The following is a 20,535-nucleotide window of genomic DNA, read 5'->3' on the forward strand; positions in this document are numbered from 1 at the left end:
ATCCATCCATCTGTATTACCATGGAGTTACAACTCGAAAATCTTTTACCCACAGAAAGTGTCTCGTTCGAGCGGGTGCCGACCAGCGTGTTTCGCAACGCCGACGAAGCGTCGCGGGCGGTAGCGCTGGAAATCGCCCACCTGATTCGCTACAAGCAGGCGGCCGGGCAACACGTTGTGCTGGGACTGGCTACGGGATCTTCGCCGAAAAAAGTGTACGGCGAGCTGATTCGCCTGCACCGCGAGGAGGGTCTCAGCTTCCGCAACGTGATTAGCTTCAACCTGGACGAGTACTATCCGATGAAACCGGACGCCATCCAGAGCTACCACCGGTTTATGCGCGAACAGTTGTTCGACCACATCGACATTCAGCCGGAGAATTATCACCTGCCGGACGGCACCCTGCCGCTGGAAGATGTCAGAGCGTTCTGCGAACAGTACGAGCAAAAGATTGAAGCCCTGGGCGGGTTGGATTTTCAATTACTGGGTATTGGCCGCAACGGTCACATCGGGTTCAACGAACCGGGTTCACACATCTCGTCGCGCACGCGCCTGATGACCCTCGACGCCGTGACGCGTCAGGACGCCGGAGGCGATTTCGGCGGCATTGCCAAAGTACCGCGCCGCGCCATCACCCTGGGGGTACGGGCCATCATGAACGCCCGCCGGGTGGTGCTGATTGCCTGGGGAGAGCACAAGGCCGACATCGTAAAATCAGCCATCGAAGGCCCGATGACGGAGCTGGTACCGGCTTCGTACCTGCAAACCCACCAGAACGCCAAGTTTGTGGTCGACGAGGCGTGTGCCTCTGAGCTGACCAGCCGCAAGACGCCGTGGCTGGTACAGGAGGTGAACTGGGACCGGCCGATGATCAAGAAAGCGGTAACGCAACTGGCGCTGTCGCTGAACAAGCCCGTGCTGCAACTCACCAACCGCGATTACAACGAACACGGCCTGAGCGATCTGCTGGCCGAATACGGCTCGGCTTACGACATCAACATCGACGTGTTCAACTGGCTTCAGCGGACCATCACGGGCTGGCCCGGTGGCAAACCCAATGCCGACGATACGCACCGCCCCGAGCGCGCGCAACCGGCTTCCAAACGCTGCCTGATTTTCAGCCCCCACCCCGACGACGACATCATCTCAATGGGCGGCACGTTTCAGCGGCTGGTCGACCAGGGACACGACGTCCACGTAGCCTACCAGACGTCCGGGAACATTGCCGTTGCCGACGACGAAGCCCTGCGGTTCATTGACTTTGTGGTCGACTTCAACAAGGATTTCCAACTGGACGAAGCGCCCGCCAAAGAGATTTTCTTGAAAGCCCAGGCATTTCTGCGTACGAAAGAAGACAGCGAAATCGACAGCCCGGAAGTGCGTCAGGTGAAAGAACTGATCCGCCGGGGCGAGGCCAAAGCGACCTGCCGGTTCGTGGGCATCCCGGACGAGAACGTCCACTTCCTGCACATGCCGTTCTACGAAACCGGTACCATTCAGAAAAAACCGCTCGGCGAAGAAGACATTCAACTGACCGTCGACATCATCGCGCAAATTCAACCGCACCAGATCTACACCGCCGGTGACCTGGCCGACCCGCACGGGACGCACAAAGTTTGCCTGGACGCCGTGCTCGAGGCGTTGGAGCGTCTGAAGAAAGAACCCTACATGCAGGATTGCTGGGTGTGGATGTACCGCGGTGCCTGGGCCGAATGGGCCATCCACGAGATCGAAATGGCCGTGCCGATGAGTCCCGATCAGGTGCTGCAGAAGCGCTACGGCATCTTCAAACACCAGTCACAAAAAGACGGGGTGGTCTTTCAGGGAAGCGATTCGCGCGAGTTCTGGCAACGCGCCGAAGACCGCAACCACGAAACAGCCGAGTTGTACAACAAGCTGGGCCTGGCCGAATACGCCGCCATGGAGGCGTTTGTGCGGCACCACTTCTTATAGCAGATCGCTGGTACACGCTTTTGCAAAACGCCGGGCCCCGCAGGTCCGGCGTTTTTGTTTAGGGCCGCGGCAAAAACGTGACCTCCCCAAAAAAGCGCGGCTGGTGGAAATCCGGGCCGGGCGTTTCGATTTTCTGCCACGTCAGGAAGTGGGGCTGTAGCGTGTCGTCCCCGCATTTCTGAAAATTGGCGCGTATGGTGCGTTCGGCTACAGAAGCCAGGCGATGGTGCTTGAACACCGTCAGCGGAATGGCCAGCGTCAGCTCCCAGCGGCATGGCCCCACGCCTTCCTGTTGCAGGGCGGCGTAAGTTTTGATTTGCCGGATGATCGCCGGATCGATCGACTCCCGATGGGTGATGTCTTTGCCGTACTGCATCAGGCAGGTACCCAGGCAATTAAACTCCAGGTTGTAATAGCCCGCGTTGTCGAACGCGACGAAGAACTCCACGCAACTGTCGCGGTAGACCGGGTCGTTCGGGGCATGAAAGCGCGCCAGGACGTAGGGTTCGCTGGCGTAAAACTTCACGTAGATCGCCTCTTCGCGATGCGCAATCACGAAAGCAACATCCGGTCTGTAAGGATAGCGATCGAACCAGCCGTGGGTCAATGGCTGAGGGGTGAGTTGGTCCAGTTGCGCCGCTACGTCTGGTAAGGCAAGGGCGGCATCCGATAAGGGTAAGAAAGGAGCTTGTAACAAGGTCGGGGCAGGTAGATGAGGGGCAAAAGTAGGTACCGGTCCTCTGATTTGGCGAGTACTATGCCAATAATCGGAAAATCATTGCACTCTGGCATATGTACCTACAGGCAATTTAGTCACTATTTATAACAATAATTACACTAGTAAGGAATTCTAAGGTTCGCCTACTTGTGGTTGTACTTTACCCGCATTTTTGAGCATATTCATATAAATATTCCTATTATTTTTTGATTTTTATCGCCCAATCGAACGAAGCAAGCGTCACAAAAGCGTACGGAATCTTCACATTTTCTAGAAAAGCAAACCGATTTATTTGTTCACTCTAGGCGTCTTACTTGCATCTTCTCGCCTACACCCCGCTCATTTTGCATCCAGTCCTATTTATTCTGATCATTGTACCACAAAACGTTTTTTACCTCTCGCCTCCGGCCCCTACTCCGCAGGTGCGTTTTGTACCACCACCTTAGTGCAAACAGATCTAAGGTATAACGGAACCATGATGACACGCTTTTTATTGATTGGAGCGGCCCTTATTGGCCTGCTTACGACCATCGTCTATATTTTTTGGCACGAAGACCTGCGCTACTCGCAGCCCACGCCACTACCTGCCCATTACGAAGCCGTAGCGCCAGGAAGTACGCCGGGCCTGCCCCTACCGACCAACGGCAAACCCACGGTCCTTCATTTCTTCAATCCGGAGTGCCCATGCTCCCGGTTCAACATCGATCACTTTCGGGCGTTGGTGCGGCGCTACGGCGATGAAGTCAACTTCATTGCGGTGTTGCAGTCCGACCACGAACAGACGGCCCAAGAAAAGTTTGCCGACTACGATCTGGACGTAGAAGCGGTATGGGATGCTAAAGGCCAGTGGGCAAAGCAGTGCGGCGTATACGCTACGCCGCAGGCCGTGGTGATCGACACGGCAGGCACTCTTTTTTATCGCGGTAATTACAACCAGTCACGCTACTGCACGCAACCCAGTACCAACTACGCGCAGCAAGCGATCGAAAGATTGCTTGGCCAGGGCACCAGCCCCATGCCCCCGCCCCTGTGGCCCCAGACGGCATTGCGTGCCTACGGCTGTCAGTTACCCGCCAACCAACACTAAACGAACTTTTATCGACCAGCTATGAAGAATCCTTCAACCCAACCCTCGCTTTCGCCGGCACTGCGCGAAGCGGTGACACAAGAAAAATACAAACAGGCCGAATACATCATCCGGTACGTTGTGCTCGGTATGTTTGGCTTCGGTGTCTTTCTGGCGCTCTTTTACGACACCTGGGTGGTAGGCATGGGCGTTGGGACGTGTGCGACCCTGGCATACGTGCTTACCTACATGACTGCACGTACGTCGGCATTGCACCGCTACGTGACGTCCACCGTGCTCGGTGTGCTGGCTGTGCAGTACATCTACCAGATGCACGGTCTTTTCGAAATGCACTTTACGTTGTTTGTGGTCGTCACGGTCATGATCCTCTACGAAGACTGGCGTGTGCTGGTGCCCGTTACGCTGGTGGTCGTAGTACACCACACCACATTTGCGTACCTGCAAAACGTAGGCTACAGCCAGGTGTATTTCTCGCAACTGGACTACGTCGGCCTGCAAACCCTCGTCTTTCACTACGGTCTGTTTGTGGTGCAGGTAGTGCTCTGTGGCTTCTGGGCCCACCGCAACCACCAGTACAGCCTTACGCAGCGCGTATTGCGCGAAGAACAGCGTCGCCTCCAGGAGAAAAACGTGCAGTTTGCAAACGCCATCGCTTCGGGTGAGCTGGAAGTAGCCTACGAACTCGACGAAGAAGATACCCTGGGCAAAGCGCTGATTTCGATGCGCGACGGCCTCCAACAGGCAGCACGTGCTACAGAACGCCGCAACTGGGCCACGATGGGTCACTCGCGTTTGAACGAAGTGCTCCGTCAAAACAACCAGAGCGTCGACCAGCTGGCCGACCAGGTCCTGCACGAATTGGTCAGCTACCTGAAGTTGAACCAGGGGGCCATCTTCCTGCTCAACGACGACGACGCGGCCCCCCGTCTGATTATGCGGGGATGCTACGCCTACAACCGCAAAAAATACATGCAGATGGAAATCGCGCCGGGCGAAGGTCTGGTGGGTCAGGTGTACCTGGAAGGCGACCTGACGTACATGACGGAAATTCCTTCGAACTACGTCCGCATTACGTCGGGCCTCGGGGAGGCCACGCCGACCTCGCTCATTCTGGTACCGCTGTGCCTCAACGGGCAAACCGTCGGGGTGATGGAACTGGCCTCGTTCCGCGAATACCAACCGCACGAACTGGACTTCCTGAAAAAGAGCGCGGAGAGCATCGCATCGACGGTTATCTCCGTGCGCACCAATGAACAAACCTCGCGTCTGCTGGAACAGTCGCGCCAACTGACCGAACGGATGCAAGCTCAGGAAGAAGAGTTGCTCCAGAACTTGGAAGAAATGCAGGCCACGCAGGAAGAGATGATGCGGCAGCGCCAGGAACAGGAGCAGATGGCGTAGGCGCAAGTGCACACGGAGGGTTACTTTTGCGCTTTGGGCGGAGCAAGCCGCCCGCTTGTTTAAAGATACTATGCACTTTTTTGTCAGAGACACTCCACCACTCGATGCATCGACGCGACGCATCGAGTGGTTCGTTTTTCGGAACCGCGACGTATTGCTAATGCGAGTGGGCGATGCGGTCCGCCTCCCCGGCCCCGCAGAGGTACAGCACCTGTCTCTGCCTAACCAGCGTTACCTGGGAAGCCTGGGGGACACCTCTTTTTCGGCCGGGGAAGTAGAGCACGAGGCTGAGGCGCCACCGCAGGCCGAGTGGGTCAACCTGCGCAAAGTGTACGGGCTTTTGCCCGATGCGCTGTTTCACCTGGCGGGTTATGCCATTCAGGTTCTGGACTGGGATCGGAATTTTCGCTTCTGTGGTCACTGTGCCACCCCGACCACCGAGCAACCGGGCGAACTGGCCAAACGATGTCCTAATTGCGGGCTGGTCAACTACCCGCGCATCTCACCGGCCGTGATCGTGGCCATTACGCGGGGCCATGAGCTTCTGCTCGGACGGGCCAATCGTTTCCCGGCCTACTTTTTTAGTGTGCTGGCGGGGTTTGTCGAACCGGGCGAATCGCTGGAAGAGTGTGTACAGCGCGAAGTACACGAAGAGGTAGGTCTCAAGCTCAAAAACATCCGGTATTTCGGTAGCCAGCCGTGGCCCTTTCCGCACTCGCTGATGGTGGGCTTTACGGCCGAACATGCTTCTGGCGAGATCGAAATTGACCCGAACGAACTGGCCGAGGCGCGTTGGTTCCGTGCCGACGAATTGCCCCCCATCCCACCGAAACTCAGCATTGCCCGCCAACTGATCGATTGGTTCGTCGCGCGAGAAACCGGCAAAGTCTTGTCTGATGACTGAGCTTCGTCAGCCGGTGCACCTGCGTTCTGCGAAGCGGCCGGGCCCCTTACGTGCCGCGCACCTCTTCAATCATCGATTCGCCCTCCGAGGCGTCGCCGCTGGTCCAGCGCCAACGTTCGTGCAGGCGGAGGCGGCCGTCGGGTAACCACTCCGGGCGCGACTGACAAACGCCGGTCATCAGCTCGCCGGCTGTGTTCATATGCTGGTAGCGCATGTCGAGATTCCCGGCCGCATCGACCGAAGCGATGAGCGTTCCGAAGCGGATGCCCCCACCCTGATACGTAGCCCACACCAGTGAGCCCTCTTGTTGGTATTCAAACAGCGTATCGCTGCTGACTTCGCCGTTATCAGAGTTGCTCACCGAACGGAAACGGCGGTTATGGTAATTGATCGAAGACATTATTCGGCACGTTCACTAAGTTCTAACCAGCGGTCTGTTTTCTGCTCCAGTTCTGCGTCGAGCGTTTCGATTTGCTGGGCCCATTGTGTCAGGTCCTCGTGATTTTCGCTACCACTGCTCAGCAATTGAATCAATTCGGCCTTGCGACCTTCGAGCGAATCAATTTCGGCTTCCAGACTTTCGTACTCGCGCTGCTCTTTGAACGACAGTTTCTTAGCGGATGAGGTTTTTGGAGCGGTCGACGGGGTCGGCGTTGGCCGATTTTTCTCTTCCGCCCACTTCACTTCTGCCGCCGTAGCTTCCTGCTGTTGGGCAAACGCGCGGTAGTCGGTGTAATTGCCCGGAAAGTTGCGAATCTTTCCGTCCCCTTCAAACACAAACAGGTGCTCCACCAGCCGATCCATAAAGTAGCGGTCGTGCGAAACGATGAGGAGACACCCTTCGAAATCGAGCAGGAATTCTTCGAGCAGATTCAGGGTGATCAGGTCCAGATCGTTGGTCGGTTCGTCCAGGATCAGGAAATTGGGCTGTCGGATCAGGACGCGCAACAGTTGAATCCGGCGCTGCTCCCCACCACTCAATTTGCCGACAGGGGTGTATTGGCGGGCCGGAGGAAACTGGAAGCGCTGCAACAACTGCGAAGCCGAAACCGTTTCGCCTTTTCCGACCGTCATTACCTCGGCCGTTTCTTTCACCACATCGATGACGCGTTTGTCGGCAGGGAGATCGAACACCTCCTGCTCGTAGTATCCAAACACGGTGGTAGAGCCCACATCGACCACGCCGGCATCGGGCGACAACTGCCCCGTCAGCAGGCGCAGGAAGGTTGTTTTCCCTGTACCGTTCGGCCCGATGATGCCGATCCGGTCTTTCCGTTTAAAGGCGTAAGAAAAGTCGTCGACCAGGCGCTTGCCGCCCAGGCTTTTTTGCAGGTCCTCCACCTCCATAATTTTCTTTCCCTGCCGGGCGGTAGGCACGCTGAGGTCCAGGCCGGCTTTCTGCCCGGGGCCTTGGGCCTTTTTTTCCAGTTCGTAGAACGCATCGATGCGGGCCTGCGACTTGGTACCGCGGGCTTTGGGCTGGCGGCGCATCCACTCCAACTCGCGCCGCATCAGGTTACGCGCCTTGTCGGTTTCGGACGCCTGCTGTGCTTGCCGTTCCTCCTTTTTCTCCAGAAAGTAAGCGTAATTTCCTTCGTAGCGATACAACTGACCTTCGTTCAGTTCCACGATTACGTTGGTGATCCGCTCCAGAAAGTAACGGTCGTGCGTCACCAACAGCAGGGTTTGTTGCCGTGAGGCCAAATGCCCCTCCAGCCATTCGATGGTAGCCAGGTCCAGGTGGTTGGTCGGCTCGTCCAGGATCAGCAGATCCGGCTCGGAGAGTAACACCCGGGCCAGGTCGAGGCGCTTCCGCTGACCGCCCGAGAGTTGGCGTACAACCTGGTGCAAGTCGGGCACTCCCAGTTGCGTAAGCGTCTGGCGAATCTGTGTTTCGAATTCCCAGGCCTGCTGCTCGTCCATGCGCAGAGTAGCCGCTGTTATTTCTGCCGCCTTGCCTCCGGTCAGCGCTTGCTCGTAAGCTTTTACCGCAAGTGCCAGCGGATGGTCCATCGACAGCACATTGTCGAGCACCGTTGCGTCTTCGTGGAACGTCGGATTCTGGCTCATCATCCCGACCCGTATGCCAGCCGTAACAGCCACCTCGCCCTCGTCCGGTGGAATTAACCCGGCCAACACCTTCAGCAACGTGGATTTTCCAGAGCCGTTCACCCCTACCAGCGCGACTTTATCGCCCTGGCTCACGCCCAGCGACACCCGATGAAACAGCCAGCGGTCTCCGTAGGTCTTAGAAATTTCGTGAGCGGATAGAAATACAGGCATATGGTTTGAAGAATGGATGCGTACAATCCTCGCAAATATACAACAACGCCCCCCGAGATCAGGGCGTCTTTTGTGAACAGAATGAGTAGGATATAGAGCAATTTCGTTATTAATATAATTTTAGATTTTATAATGTTATTCATATATTTGCATCTAATAACAAAATAAACCGACGTAAAACCTTACAAGGCACCGACGGGCCAAGTAGGAACAGAGGGGTTCGGAAGATTCGGTGAGGAACTGAATAATTGTTTATTTGCCGCCCCAAACCTGCAAGAATGGCTCTCGATCACCCCTTGATGAAGGAAGTAACGTTGTCCCAACTTCGTATGACGGCAGCGTATCGAAACGTCAAACTTGCATCACTACAGCAGCATCCCACAGCGGAGACGCTGTTGCTGACCTGCTGTATCAGCATGCAGGGCATTATCAAAAGCTACGAAGCTGCCGAAGCCAGTATCTGGAGTGAAGAATTCGGCAAGCTGGTAGGGCAGTCCATCTTCTCGCACTTTCCCCTACGGCTGATTCGCCGCCTGGCACAGGCTTACGAACTCAGCAAGCAAACAGGGGCTGCGGCGGCTGTCGATTTCGAATACGCGGCTTCCGGCACTTCCTGCCGACTCCGGGCCTACGTCACCGCAGACCAACATCGAGACATGCTTATTACGCTATATCCGCAAAGCCCACGCGTTGAACCGGACCCTGCAGCATCGCAAGAGGCCTATACCACGCACCGGCAGGCTCATAATTTACAGCTCATTCGTACGCTTCAACGCACTCACTACCCGGATCGCGAAAGTATGGTTCAGCACCATGTCCGCCTGGGCTGTCAGATGCTGGGCATGCGTCACGGCTATTTCACCCGCATGACTCCGGATGGGTTTTGTCCCGAGTTCGTTCACAGTCCCCGCGAGGCGGTCCGCAGCTTGCTCCAACGCACAACGCAAGATCCCCTCGCGCAAAAAGTGACTTCCCGTCAGGGCAAACTGATGGGACAGGCGCATGCTCCGACCGATACACCCGCACCCGAACAATCGCTGTATACCTGGAGTAGCTTTGCGGGCATCCCTGTAACCTGGGGCGGCAGGTCCGAAGGCGTTCTTCTCTTTTTTGATGACCGACCCGCCCACACAGGCCCGGCACCTCATGAAATGGAGCTTCTGGAGCTGCTAGCCGACAGCATGAGTGACTTTCTGACGACCCCGGCGCCGACCAAACGGCGGCGCGAGGGGGCAGAACCTTTACCGGACGAGCACCAGTCGTTCATCAACGCCATATCCGATGGCATCGCCCTGCATACAAACGGAAAGATTTTTGAAGTAAACCAAGCCTTGGCTACCATGCTGGGGTATGCTCCGCAGGAACTAAACGGCAAACGGCTGGACGATGTACTAACCGATACCCTGCCGCTTCCGTCCGAAGACGGGGGGGCATCTTCGTTCGAGACAAAAGGCATTACGCGCACCGGGCAATTGTTCGACATGTCCGTTACAACCTCGCCGTATCAGCATCAGGGGCAGATGACCTGGCTGTCCATTTTCCGCAACATCAGCGAGCAGAAACATAACGAAGCCCTGTTACGGCGCAACCAGGAAGCGGCTGAGGCCCTCTTGGAGGCAAAGGAGCAGTTTGTTTCGATGGTGATTCACGAGTTGCGCACACCGCTCAACACCGTGGTGGGGATGACGCACCTGCTGCTCGATGAAACGCTCACCCCTACGCAGCTGGAATATTTGAACGCCATCCGGTTCTCGTCGGGTAACATGCTGTCGCTGATCAACGACATGCTCGACTTCTCCAAAATCGAAGCGGGGAAAATCACGTTCGAAAACCACACGTTCCACGTCCACGAACTGTTGCAGGACATCCGGAAAGCGCTCCTTCTCAAAGCGAAAGAAAAGCATCTGGCGCTTACGCTGCAATGGGACGAGCGCATCCCTTCGTTTTTGGAAGGTGACTCCATGCGCCTCAACCAGGTCCTGACCAACCTGATTAGCAACGCCATCAAGTTCACGGAAGAAGGCGCCGTCGACATCAAGGTAGAACTCCTGGCCCAGAAAAAGCGCCGCATTGCGTTGCGGTTTAGCGTATGCGATACGGGAATCGGCATTTCGGAAGATCAGCTCGACGCCATTTTCGAAAGTTACCAGCAGGCGAGCGCCGACACCAGTCGGAAGTACGGCGGTACGGGTTTGGGCCTGGCGATTTGCCGCAAATTGGTCGAATTACAGGGCGGTCACATTGGCGTGAAAAGCACCTTCGGGGTTGGCTCTGAGTTCAGCTTCGAGCTTACGTTTACCGTTGCCGAGAATCAGGTAGCGCCCGCACCTGCAGAAACCACTGGAATTTCGCCGTTGGGCGATGTGCGGGTGTTGATGGTTGAAGACAATCAATTCAACCGCCTGGTGGCCAGCCGCTTCATGGAAAAATGGCAGGTGCAAGCCGACCTGGCCGAAAACGGATTCGAGGCGCTTGAAAAGCTCCAGACGCAAGTATACGATCTGGTGATGATGGACATCCACATGCCGGGCATCAACGGATACGAAACGGCTCGCCGCATTCGCCAGCACGAAAACCCTGCTGTCAGTCAAGTACCGATCATCGCCATGTCGGCATCGGCCACTACCGACATTGAGCAGGACATCCGACAAGTCGGCATGAACGGATGCGTCTCCAAGCCATTCGACCCACGTGAACTGTACGAGACCATTGGCCGGTATGCTCCACAAGCCACACCGGCGGCTCTCTCAAACCTCGAACTTATGGAAGAAAAGGGCAGCGCTTCGGCCAACGCCATCGCAGCGGACTTCAGCTACCTGGAAACCCTCTCCGGCGACAATCCGGATTTTGCCATCCGCGCCCTTGAGATGTTCTCCGACCAGATGCACACGTTCGGCGAACAGTTGGTCATTGCCCGCGACCAGGCCGATCGCGACATCTACCGCTTCTACGTGCACAAGCTTAAATCGGCCTACGGCAGCCTGCGCATCAAAGAATACCGCGACATTACCGGCGAACTGGAAACGGTCGACTTATCGGAAATCGATTTCAAGGTCATCAAGAAAAAAATTGCCCAACTGCTCAATCTCAATAAAAGGGTTATCGTTTTGATCAAGCAAAAACTGGAAGAACTCAAAAATACGTCGGCCGGTCGGGCATAAAAAAATCACCGAAACCGCGGTTCCGGTGATCGTCAACGTGTCGTGTTCTTTTTAGTCGATGCGCTCCAGACGATACTCTTCGTTGGTAAACACGTCGCCTTCGTCGCGGCGTACCCGGTACGTAATGATGCCCTGCCGCTTCAGAAAAAGCGGTTGCACAATGGTTCCGGTACCGAGGAGAACGCCAGCTTGATCGTATATTTTCACGGCATCTCCCGCACGCAGTGTAGCGGTCGTGTAAATAATCTTGTTGACTACATCGGCTCGTTTCTGCATGAATTCCCCGATTTTCCGATCCATCTCTGCAATCAATCGAAGTTTCTCGTCCGATATATCGTGTGTCATAAGGCAAATGTTAAAGGCGTGCGACTAGAATTCAAAAGTAAACTAACTACTTTTTGCCTTGCGTAATTAGCGCCAATTTTTTGGTATAAGTTAGGATTGCGTGTCCAGTATCCAATAAGGGGCGAAAATTAACGTTTCGTGCCGTATTTCCATAATAAATTTTCGAGACTTACGCCATAAAGCGACATTATGCTTATGTAATATTATGAAAATACTCGGCCAATTGTCGGAGCGCACGTTGCGGACTGCTTCCGTATCTTTGCTCCGAAACTGATTTACTTCCTTGGAAAACAATTTGTTACGTCCGGAACAACCGCTCGGCATTTTTGACAGTGGAATTGGAGGACTTACGGTGGCGCATGCGGTCACCCGATTGCTTCCTTCCGAATCCATCATCTACTTCGGCGACACGGCCCACCTTCCTTACGGGGATAAGTCGACCGCCGCCATCCAGGCCTACTCCATCAAGATTTGCGACCTTCTGCTGCAACAGGGCGCTAAAGTCATTCTCATTGCCTGCAACTCGGCATCGGTGTCGGCCTACGATCTGGTGCGTGAGTACGTCGGGAGCCGCGCGAAAGTACTGAACGTCATCGATCCGGTAGTACACTACATAGGCGAAAATTACGCAAACCGCACGGTGGGCCTTATCGGCACCCGGCGTACGGTAAGTTCCGGGGTCTACCGCCAGAAAATCAAAGCACTACGACGAAACATCACCTTAAAATCGCTGGCGACGCCTCTGCTCGTTCCCATGATTGAAGAGGGGTTCGTTCATAACCGGCTGAGTCAATACATCCTGGACATGTACCTGACTCACAAACAACTAGAGTCGGTCGAAGCGCTTATCTTAGGATGCACACACTACCCGCTTATCCGTCCCGAGGTAGAGGCGTACTATGGCGATCGACTTGAGGTGATCGACTCGTCCGAGATGGTGGCACGGGCGCTGTACCAACTGCTGGAGGAGCATCACCTGCTCAATCAGTCCGGTGAAGGTACTAAAAGATTTCTGGTTTCAGACTTCACGCGCACGTTCCAGAGCCAGACGCGCCTGTTTTTTGGGGAAAAGGTAGAGTTGGAAACCTATCCTCTCTGGGAGTAGCAGTTACTCCACTTTCCAGAGAAAGAGTTCGCGGCCGTTGTTGCTGGTATACAAAAACCCCCTCACGATTTTATCGCCCCGCTCCAGCATCACGAAGTCGCCTAGCTTTGTTCCGCCCACAAAGAGTTCGTTGCCCTTGATCTTCACTTTCTTGTCGGCTTTGGGGTGACTCCGCCAAGAGTAGCCCGTCCATTCTTTCGGATTGAGGTAGACGTTGTCCCACTCAATTTTCCAGGCGACCCGCGCGTTGGGGCTGGCAAAGTCGACTCCCTGCCACTCGTACACACCGGCGTATTCGCCCACCGGCCGCTCGTCCTGCAACAGGCTGTCCAGACGCACCCGCACAATGTCCAACCCCGTCACGCTACGCGCCGGTAGCTCCACCGGGATGTCGGGACCACGCATGTACTTGCGCTTTTTCATCACCATCTCGGCATTTTCGGTATTGGCTACGCGATAGCGCTTCCGCGAACGTTCGCGCTCTTCCGAGCCTTCCACCCGTTCTTCGTCGTCGCCGATGGGGTCCATTTCGATGCCCGCCGATTGACTGGAAGGCGTGTTGGTAAAGACCGGTGCCGGTTCGGCACGGTCGATGTACGGCAACGGCCGATCGGGCGAAAGCGGCGCATCGAAATCGTCGACCATGCCATTGGGGTACTCAATTTTCCGCACCTTGTCGGTCGACATTTTGAAAATGGCCCCCTGCGGTGAAGAAAAACGCCGGTATTGTATTTCCGTCGGAGAAATTTCCACCACAATGCTTTCGAGGGTGGTGCCATCAGTTTTATAAATGATGTCGGGCTTTTGAGAATTATCCGATTGCGCGCGGACCGACACGATTACGCAGCAGTACAACCCTACGAGCAGACAGATCCTTTTCAGGAACCACGCAGCGACAGGGCTTGTCAAACGCAGGCTATTTTTTGAGTTTAGCTTCATAGGCTCTTCTAAGCTTCCGGTATTTTTTAGATTTTTTTAAATCGGCCAGGTAGGTACTCTCCGCTTCGTCGATCATCGGAACGGTTACCTGCCCCGCATTGAACGCTTTCTCGCACAACGCCAGCGCTTCGTCCGTTTTTGCTTCGCGCGCCACCAGACACGCCTCGCCCAACCAGGCAGGTCCGTAATTGTCGGCCGCTGCACGCGCACGGGCAAATTGACTTTTAGCATTTTCCGGGTTGTTCAAGTCCAACTGGACCAGCCCCAGGGTGGTGTGGAACAGCGGCCCCGGCGTAACCACGCGATGTTGGAACGTTTCCAGATCGTGCAGGGCGTCCTGCAAATTATTGGTCTTGCGGCGGTACACCATGGCTCGGTACATAAACGCTTCAGGATACTCGGCCGTATCCGACGACTCCATCACCACCCCCAGGTCTTTGATGGCGTTGGGGTAATCGTTGTTGGCCTGGTAGGTCAGCGCCCGCACAAAACGCACCTCGGGGTTGTCGTACTTGAGCGTAATGGCCTCGCTCAAATCCTTGAGCGCCTTATCGTAATCGCCGGTGATGTAGTACACCTTCCCGCGGTAAAACAGGGGTGCTCCGGCTTTTTTATCCAGCTTGGTGGCCTCTTCGAACTTTTCCATCGCTTCTTTGTAGTCGGCCAATTCAATCTTGGCATCGCCTATTCGGACGTAGATATCCGCCAACCGGCTTTGGTAATCATCGATTTTATCTTTTTTCTGCCGATCCCGAATGGTTGCAATGGCTTTTTCGTATTCGTCAATCGCCTTTCCGAAATCGCGCTGCGCCGCGTAGACATCGCCAAGGCCAACCAGCGCCGGAAAATAGTGCACCTGCAACTGCCGCACCCGCAACAGGTCGTTCACGGCCCTGTCGTACGAACGAAGTTTGAGCTGACTCACGCCTCGCTTGTACCACGCCATCCAATTGGTTTCCTCCTGCTCAATAATTTGCGTGTAGGCCCCGATCGCGTCTTCGTAGCGCCGCTGCAACTCGTACACCTCACCCAGCTTAAACCAGACGGTTACGTTGGTCGGGTCCAGCACGGCAGCGTTGCGCAAGATTTCGAGGGCCGTGTCGTACGCTTTCTGATCGAGCGCCGCCAGCCCCTCGCGGTACAGCTGTTCACTTTCCTGCCGAATGGCTTTCTGCTCTTCGGTACCCAGCCCTTTCTCCAGCGCCAATGTAAAATCCTGCTGGGCCTCGTTGTAGTTCTGCAGTCGCACCTGGGTCAAACCGCGCTGAAAGTACATTTTACCGTCATGTGCATCGAGGTGAATGGCGTTTTCCAGGCTGGCCAGCGCCTTGCGGTAGGCCTCCTGTTGATAATGCAGCATGGCTTTCTCGTAGTAAACCTGACTGCTGGGCGCCAGCGCAATCACTTTCTGATAGTCGTCAATGGCGCCGTCGACCGACCCCATGCGCCGTTTTAGGTTGGCCCGCTCCGACAGGTAGCGCGGGTCGTCGGGCAGAAAGCTGACGATCACGTCATAATCGGCCACAGCCTGGGCCAATTCGCCGCTTTTGGCGTACAACTGTCCCCGCTCGCGGTACGCATCCAGGTATTGCGGATCGTAGCTGATGGCATCGGTGAAATCTTTCAGTGCCTGTTTGGTCTTATCTTCTTTCGCATAGCAGATGCCGCGCATCAGAAACAGCTCCGGAAAGCGCTCCGGGTGGTCGCTGTGCGTACGAATCAGCTTGTTGCAACTCTTCATGGCGGCATCGTAATCGCCGGCCATCATCTCGTTTTTCGGCAGCGACACTTCCCGGATCGTGCTGGAAATGGCCATGATCTCGTCGTTCAGCTTCCGCTGATCCGGTTGAAGTTCCAGGGCTTTCTGATAGAACGTAATGGCGTCCTCGTACTTCCGAATGCTCCGTGCGTGTTTGGCCTTGCGCACAAAATCTTCGTACTGGTTGGAGCGTTCGGTCAGGCGGGCGATTTCGTTGAGGCGAACTTTCGGGTGGTATTTGTACGGGTAGATCACAATGGCCGCTTCGTACGCGTCTTTCGCGGCCTGATAACGTTTTTCGGCGTAGGCCTGGTCCCCCATCTTGATCGCTTCTTCATATTCGTTCTTCTTTTCCGTCTCCTCGGCCGAGCCCACTTCTTTCAGCTTGCGCATCTCTTCGGCGAAGAGGTTGGCGATTTCCTGTTTGATCATGTCCGCATCGACCGACCGGTTCCGCTCCAGCGACGCGACACTTTTGCCCAGCACATCGTCATCGCCCGCGATCAGCTCCACGTTGTTTTCCGGGGTGTTCAGGTCCTCTTCCGGTCCGAAGAAGCTGATGCCGATGATCCGCGCCTGCCACTTCCCGTCCACGTTGTCGACCCGCACATCGGCCACCCGTGGTACCGTCGCGTACCCTTTGTTTTTCTGCTTGTGCTTGTTCTCGAAGTTCCGTTCGAAGTAGGTGCGAACGTAATAGTAGTCGCTCTTTTTGACGGGAGAGGTTTTCACGCTGGTGAGCGAAACGCTGGGCTCGGAGCTTTTTTCGTAGTACAGATCCAACGTATTGAGGTACTTCGGCACTTCCGCATCCTTGAAATTTTTGAGCGTAGCGTCGGGATCGTCGTCACTTTCGATGATGACTTTCTCGTCGTAGAAGATCTGGTTTTTCGAGCTGGAGTAGCTGTTGCGGATCAGGTCCTGCGTCATTTTCGACCCGATGTCGGTATTGGTGATGACGTTCAGCAGATCTTCCAGTTCGTAAACGACCAATTCGGCCTGGTGGGTGATTTCCGCCCCTTCGCGAATCGTGAGCGTATCCTGAGCCACCGCCGGCCACCACAGGAGCCAGCCCATCGCCCCGATGAGAATTCCGCTCTTTTTCATCTTGATACTGTTTAGTCGTAAGTTAAGAAAATAGGGCACCGCTCCTACTGCAGGGAAAGCACCTCGTGCCGGTAGCGTTGCTTGGCCGCTGCGTCGGCCGGTTGCAGGCTGCTGATCAGCCAGCCGGAATTTCGGCTCGGCCGGTTGAAATGGTCGACCGTAAAGATCCAGCCTTCGACCTGAAGAAAATGGTAAACGATCCGGTTTACCTGTTTGAATTCGAGCTGCCCGGTGGCGCTCAGGAACGTAAACACGCTTAGCGTATTGACCTCAAACTCCTGCGGCAAATAATTACGAATGTTTTGCCGATCGTGCAAGGCCCGGGTCAGGTTCATAAAATCGGTCCCGTGGCTAAAGGGCGTCAGCGAAGTGGTCGAATCGACCGAAGCCGGTACCGTCAGAAAGTCGGCTTGCGCTCCGGCAATCACCCACCGGGAAGCGTTGATCGGCTCGGCCTGCACCCGAAGCAGCAAATGGACGGTGCGGGGTTTGCCCTGGTACTGGACCAGGCACTCCAGGTCGGCATACCAGTCATGGTCGTAGTAGTCGAGGTGGGCCGGGCGCAGGCTGTCGTCGACCTGTTCGACAAAGCTCCGTACCTGGTTCAGGTTCCACGCCTGGTCTTCCTGGTTGAACAGACTCAGGATCATGCGTTGCCGCGAGACCTGCAACGAAGAGTCCATCCGGTTCATCCACGACGTAAAAAGCGTAGGTTGGTGGTTGAAACGTTCCATGAACTCGTCGACCTGCTTGACGGAGAACAGAAAGTTGATCTCTTCTTCCGACATGCTCGGCCACTGGGCTTGTGCGCTCACGACGATGCCCGCCCACAGTGCCCAACCCCAGACCATTCGCCAGCCCCGCACGCCCCTAAATTTTTCTGGTTTCGACGACCCCGATGTTGGACAGAAACACGTCCCAGAGATCCTGCGTAACGCCACCGGCCACTTTCTGGTAGCCTTTCAACACCACTTCGATGTTTTTCTGGGTGATGTCGCTGTACACCAGTTTGCCTTCGGAAAACCCTTCGAACTTCTGTTGTACCGTCACCACGCCGTAGTAGTTGCCGTCGGCGCCTTTGCGTAAGTCACTCACGTAGCTGATGTCCGACCAGGAGATTTTGACTTTGTCGTACTGTTCACCCAGCAGCTTCAGCTTGCGCAGGTAATCGCGGATTTTGCGGACAATTTTGTTCGACTTGTCGTACGCGTTGGTGATTTCTACCTGCGACTCTTCGCTCAGGAACAACCCCACCGCCAGATCGATGGCCTTGTTCGACTCTTCCGACGTAACGTCCTGGGAAACGATGGTTTGCATGTAGCCGGCCAGCTCTTCGGTCTTCAGCAGCGCCTTGTTTTTGAACTCTTCGAACTCCACCCGGGTAAACTCGCCGTTCACTTCTTTGGTGGCGGGTGGGTTCAGCACGTCGGTCTGGCCGTTTGGGGCACCCGGCACTACCTCGGCAATCTGCGCCGACACGCCTTTCAACGCGTCGGATACTACCGTAGGGGCGGCCCAGAAACGGTGCTTGCCGTCGTGGTAAATCACGGCCAGCAGTTGATCTTTTGCCACACTCTGGATGCCCGCGTTGACGCCATTCCGGCCCCGGCGCTCAAAAATCAGTTCCTGTTCGGTGCTGTCGCGGATCGTGCCGGCAATGACCTCTTTCTGCTGCGTCACCATCAGGTCGAACGCATTCGCCGGTTTGTTGCTCACAAACGCCTCCAGACTCTCGGCGTTGGTGTAATCTTTACCGTCTTGGTCGAATACCACGTAGCTGCCGCTTTCGCTGAACGCCATCAGCAGACGCGACTTTTCGACCGCGTAGTTGGGGCCGCTCAGGTTGTCGAGTTTTTTGAACTTGATAAAGTCCGGCTCCATGCCCACAATCTGGCAAAGCACCTTACTTCCGTCGGTTTCGTAGATGACATCCTGGGCTGAAACCGCACCGTAAAAAAGACACAGAAGGCAAAGAGGCAGAAAGCGTCGCATGGATGAGCACTGAAATTCAGGTTACAGATTCAGTCGTGCGTCGGGAAGGGAGGTCCCTCATCGTGCATAAGGAAATCAGACAATACTTTCCTTATGAAATGATGTAATACGCAAAACAAAAGTAATACTTTTTTTCGGTTCCCAAGCGGCCCTGCCGACGGATTTCCACGAAGTATGCTTTTGTTATGCCTCCTCAGGCAACGCGGGAATGCTCTGCCCGGCCCACCGATGCCTCCGGTTTGCGCCGATCAATCGTGCCTCGTTCGACGATAGAAGGCTGAGAATCAGCGCCCGTTCGAGAAGAAAAGGGAACTGGGGAAAAGTTGCTTTTTCACCGTGAGGCGTACGCCTACGTTGCGGGTGAGTTGCCCCAAGTCGCATCCGATCGCACCCGAAACGGCAAGGCCCAGGGGTTCGTGCTGATAAGTCACCTCCTGCACGGTGTAACATTGGGTCGTCTGGTAGAAAGGGCTTCGCTCGTTTTGCCCGTAGTTCTGCACCAGCGTCAGCCGCGTCTGGGCCGTAAACAACGTCCCCAGTCGGTACTGCGCGCCCGTATGAATGCCGGCTACTTTGGGATTCACGATGTTGGCATTGCCGGGCACCACGCCTCCTGCACCCGACCAGTCGAAGGGCACGAAGGCAGGAAAGTAGTGGCTGGCCCGCATCCGGTTGGTCAACAGCGGATTGCCCAGCACGCGATCTTCGTACTCCCACCCGGTACGGTACTTGTGATCGTTGTAGTAAACCCGGTTGGCCATGTGGCGGGTATAGATAAACTCGACTACTACCCGTTTCAGCACCGCATCGGCCTGGTTGGGAGTAAAACTTACACCCGTCAGTTGATCGGGCGTCAGCAACTTCATGCCCTGGCTCACCTCATAAGGCGTCTGATGGTACAGATGGAACGTCCCGAAATCGGCTTTGTAATCGCCCCCGAATTCGATGATGGCCCGGTGATCCACCCCGCTTTGAGGGCGGGGAAAAACGGCTACGCCATAGTTGTGTAGCGTACTATAGCCGGCGGTTGCTTCCTGAGGCTCCGCATCGGCGGCCATCCCGCCCCACAGGGCGTAGTGATGCAAGCCGCCGTACACAGCATAAGTCGGACGATTCAGGCGCAAAAAACCGTATTTTTCGTGGAGAAAGGCGTGCTTGTACCAGCGATTTGTTCCCAGCCAGCCGTGGCTGAGGCCGCCCTTGAATTGCAGCAGACCGCCTGTGTAGGGCACCTCTGTATACTCGACCACTGCCAGGCCCACCTGCGGGACGGGCAGGGCATTCCCGCTGATGTTCAGCGAGCCGCTCGACAAGACCGGATCGACTTCGCCGATCGTCTCCCGAAACAACCCGCCGCGTACTTCCCACCGCCGAAAGCTAAGTTTCACGTACGCTTCCTGCAGAAACGTGTGGCGGAATGCGGCGTTGTTGTATAGGTCCAGCCCGTAGCGCACGGCAAAGCCCTGCTGCGGCGGCCCCCCCCCGATCAGCCCGGTCTGGGTGTTGACTTTGGAACGGGCCCCGTCGTACCCTCCTAAAAAATGAGCGTTCGTGATGCGCAGATGAGACGACAGATCCAACTGCCGGTCGGCCAGCGCACCGTACTGGTTGGACACCAGCCACAACGGCTGATAGGCCTGCGTAGCGGCGGTCACGGTCGTGGCCAACGAGACTTGCAATGAGTCCAGGCCCTGGGCCTGCATCCCCCCTACCATCCCGAACCATCCTGCCCCCGTGAGAAGCAAGGTACATACCTTTCGAATCAACATGCGATGTGTCTAA

The 20,535-nt window shown here is 55.8% G+C and carries 15 protein-coding genes; 6 read left to right on the plus strand and 9 right to left on the minus strand.

Going from position 1 to position 20,535, the window contains the following annotated elements; all coding sequences use genetic code 11:
• The first annotated feature begins 20 nt into the window (after window positions 1-20).
• The gene (gene nagB, locus BLR44_RS14685) at window positions 21-1,952 is read left to right on the plus strand and encodes a glucosamine-6-phosphate deaminase (protein ID WP_089683183.1); all 1,932 of its coding nucleotides are present in this window, start codon (window positions 21-23) and stop codon (window positions 1,950-1,952) included.
• Between the two features lie 58 nt (window positions 1,953-2,010).
• On the opposite strand, the gene BLR44_RS14690 is transcribed toward nagB, so the two are convergent.
• Entirely contained in the window at window positions 2,011-2,649 is a 639-nt protein-coding gene (locus tag BLR44_RS14690) for a carbohydrate-binding family 9-like protein (protein ID WP_176956054.1), read from the minus strand.
• 496 nt (window positions 2,650-3,145) lie between these two features.
• On the opposite strand from BLR44_RS14690, the gene BLR44_RS14695 reads away from it, so the two are divergent.
• From BLR44_RS14695 to nudC, 3 genes are all read left to right on the plus strand, one after another.
• Window positions 3,146-3,757 carry a TlpA family protein disulfide reductase gene (locus BLR44_RS14695; protein WP_089683188.1) on the plus strand — a complete coding sequence of 204 codons (612 nt, stop codon included), beginning with the start codon at window positions 3,146-3,148 and terminating at the stop codon, window positions 3,755-3,757.
• 21 nt (window positions 3,758-3,778) lie between these two features.
• Window positions 3,779-5,158, plus strand: a complete 1,380-nt coding sequence (locus tag BLR44_RS14700) for a GAF domain-containing protein (protein WP_089683190.1) — start codon at window positions 3,779-3,781, stop codon at window positions 5,156-5,158.
• Window positions 5,159-5,228: 70 nt separating this feature from the next.
• Window positions 5,229-6,062, plus strand: coding sequence for an NAD(+) diphosphatase (nudC, locus tag BLR44_RS14705; RefSeq protein ID WP_089683192.1), 834 nt, complete (start codon window positions 5,229-5,231; stop codon window positions 6,060-6,062).
• Between the two features lie 46 nt (window positions 6,063-6,108).
• On the opposite strand, the gene BLR44_RS14710 is transcribed toward nudC, so the two are convergent.
• Together BLR44_RS14710 and BLR44_RS14715 are read right to left on the minus strand one after the other, a co-directional pair.
• Complete coding sequence (locus BLR44_RS14710) at window positions 6,109-6,462, minus strand: avidin-fold protein (RefSeq protein WP_089683195.1); 354 nt, start codon at window positions 6,460-6,462, stop codon at window positions 6,109-6,111.
• Window positions 6,462-8,345, minus strand: a complete 1,884-nt coding sequence (locus BLR44_RS14715) for an ABC-F family ATP-binding cassette domain-containing protein (RefSeq protein ID WP_089683197.1) — start codon at window positions 8,343-8,345, stop codon at window positions 6,462-6,464. Before BLR44_RS14715 ends, BLR44_RS14710 begins: the two co-directional genes overlap by 1 nt.
• Before the next feature lie 278 nt (window positions 8,346-8,623).
• Between BLR44_RS14715 and BLR44_RS14720 the strand changes: the two genes are divergently transcribed.
• The gene (locus BLR44_RS14720) at window positions 8,624-11,506 is read left to right on the plus strand and encodes an ATP-binding protein (protein WP_089683200.1); all 2,883 of its coding nucleotides are present in this window, start codon (window positions 8,624-8,626) and stop codon (window positions 11,504-11,506) included.
• A 51-nt stretch (window positions 11,507-11,557) separates the two neighbouring features.
• On the opposite strand, the gene BLR44_RS14725 is transcribed toward BLR44_RS14720, so the two are convergent.
• Window positions 11,558-11,851, minus strand: coding sequence for a hypothetical protein (locus BLR44_RS14725; protein WP_143017302.1), 294 nt, complete (start codon window positions 11,849-11,851; stop codon window positions 11,558-11,560).
• 295 nt (window positions 11,852-12,146) lie between these two features.
• Between BLR44_RS14725 and murI the strand changes: the two genes are divergently transcribed.
• Window positions 12,147-12,956 (plus strand): glutamate racemase, encoded by an 810-nt coding sequence (murI, locus tag BLR44_RS14730; protein WP_089683566.1) that lies wholly within the window; start codon window positions 12,147-12,149, stop codon window positions 12,954-12,956.
• A gap of 3 nt (window positions 12,957-12,959) precedes the next feature.
• On the opposite strand, the gene BLR44_RS14735 is transcribed toward murI, so the two are convergent.
• The 5 genes from BLR44_RS14735 to BLR44_RS14755 all read right to left on the minus strand — a co-directional run bounded on the left by BLR44_RS14735 (window position 12,960) and on the right by BLR44_RS14755 (window position 20,522).
• Complete coding sequence (locus BLR44_RS14735) at window positions 12,960-13,865, minus strand: hypothetical protein (RefSeq protein ID WP_143017303.1); 906 nt, start codon at window positions 13,863-13,865, stop codon at window positions 12,960-12,962.
• A gap of 7 nt (window positions 13,866-13,872) precedes the next feature.
• A complete protein-coding gene (locus BLR44_RS14740) occupies window positions 13,873-16,761 on the minus strand; it encodes a tetratricopeptide repeat protein (RefSeq protein WP_089683207.1) in 2,889 nt (962 codons plus the stop codon).
• A 44-nt stretch (window positions 16,762-16,805) separates the two neighbouring features.
• The gene (locus BLR44_RS14745; RefSeq protein WP_143017304.1) at window positions 16,806-17,627 is read right to left on the minus strand and encodes a hypothetical protein; all 822 of its coding nucleotides are present in this window, start codon (window positions 17,625-17,627) and stop codon (window positions 16,806-16,808) included.
• Between the two features lie 4 nt (window positions 17,628-17,631).
• The gene (locus BLR44_RS14750; protein ID WP_089683213.1) at window positions 17,632-18,753 is read right to left on the minus strand and encodes a hypothetical protein; all 1,122 of its coding nucleotides are present in this window, start codon (window positions 18,751-18,753) and stop codon (window positions 17,632-17,634) included.
• A 284-nt stretch (window positions 18,754-19,037) separates the two neighbouring features.
• The gene (locus BLR44_RS14755) at window positions 19,038-20,522 is read right to left on the minus strand and encodes a capsule assembly Wzi family protein (protein ID WP_089683217.1); all 1,485 of its coding nucleotides are present in this window, start codon (window positions 20,520-20,522) and stop codon (window positions 19,038-19,040) included.
• Window positions 20,523-20,535: the final 13 nt, after the last annotated feature.

The sequence above is a fragment of the Catalinimonas alkaloidigena genome (assembly GCF_900100765.1).
Classification (GTDB): Bacteria; Bacteroidota; Bacteroidia; order Cytophagales; family Flexibacteraceae; genus Mooreia; species Mooreia alkaloidigena.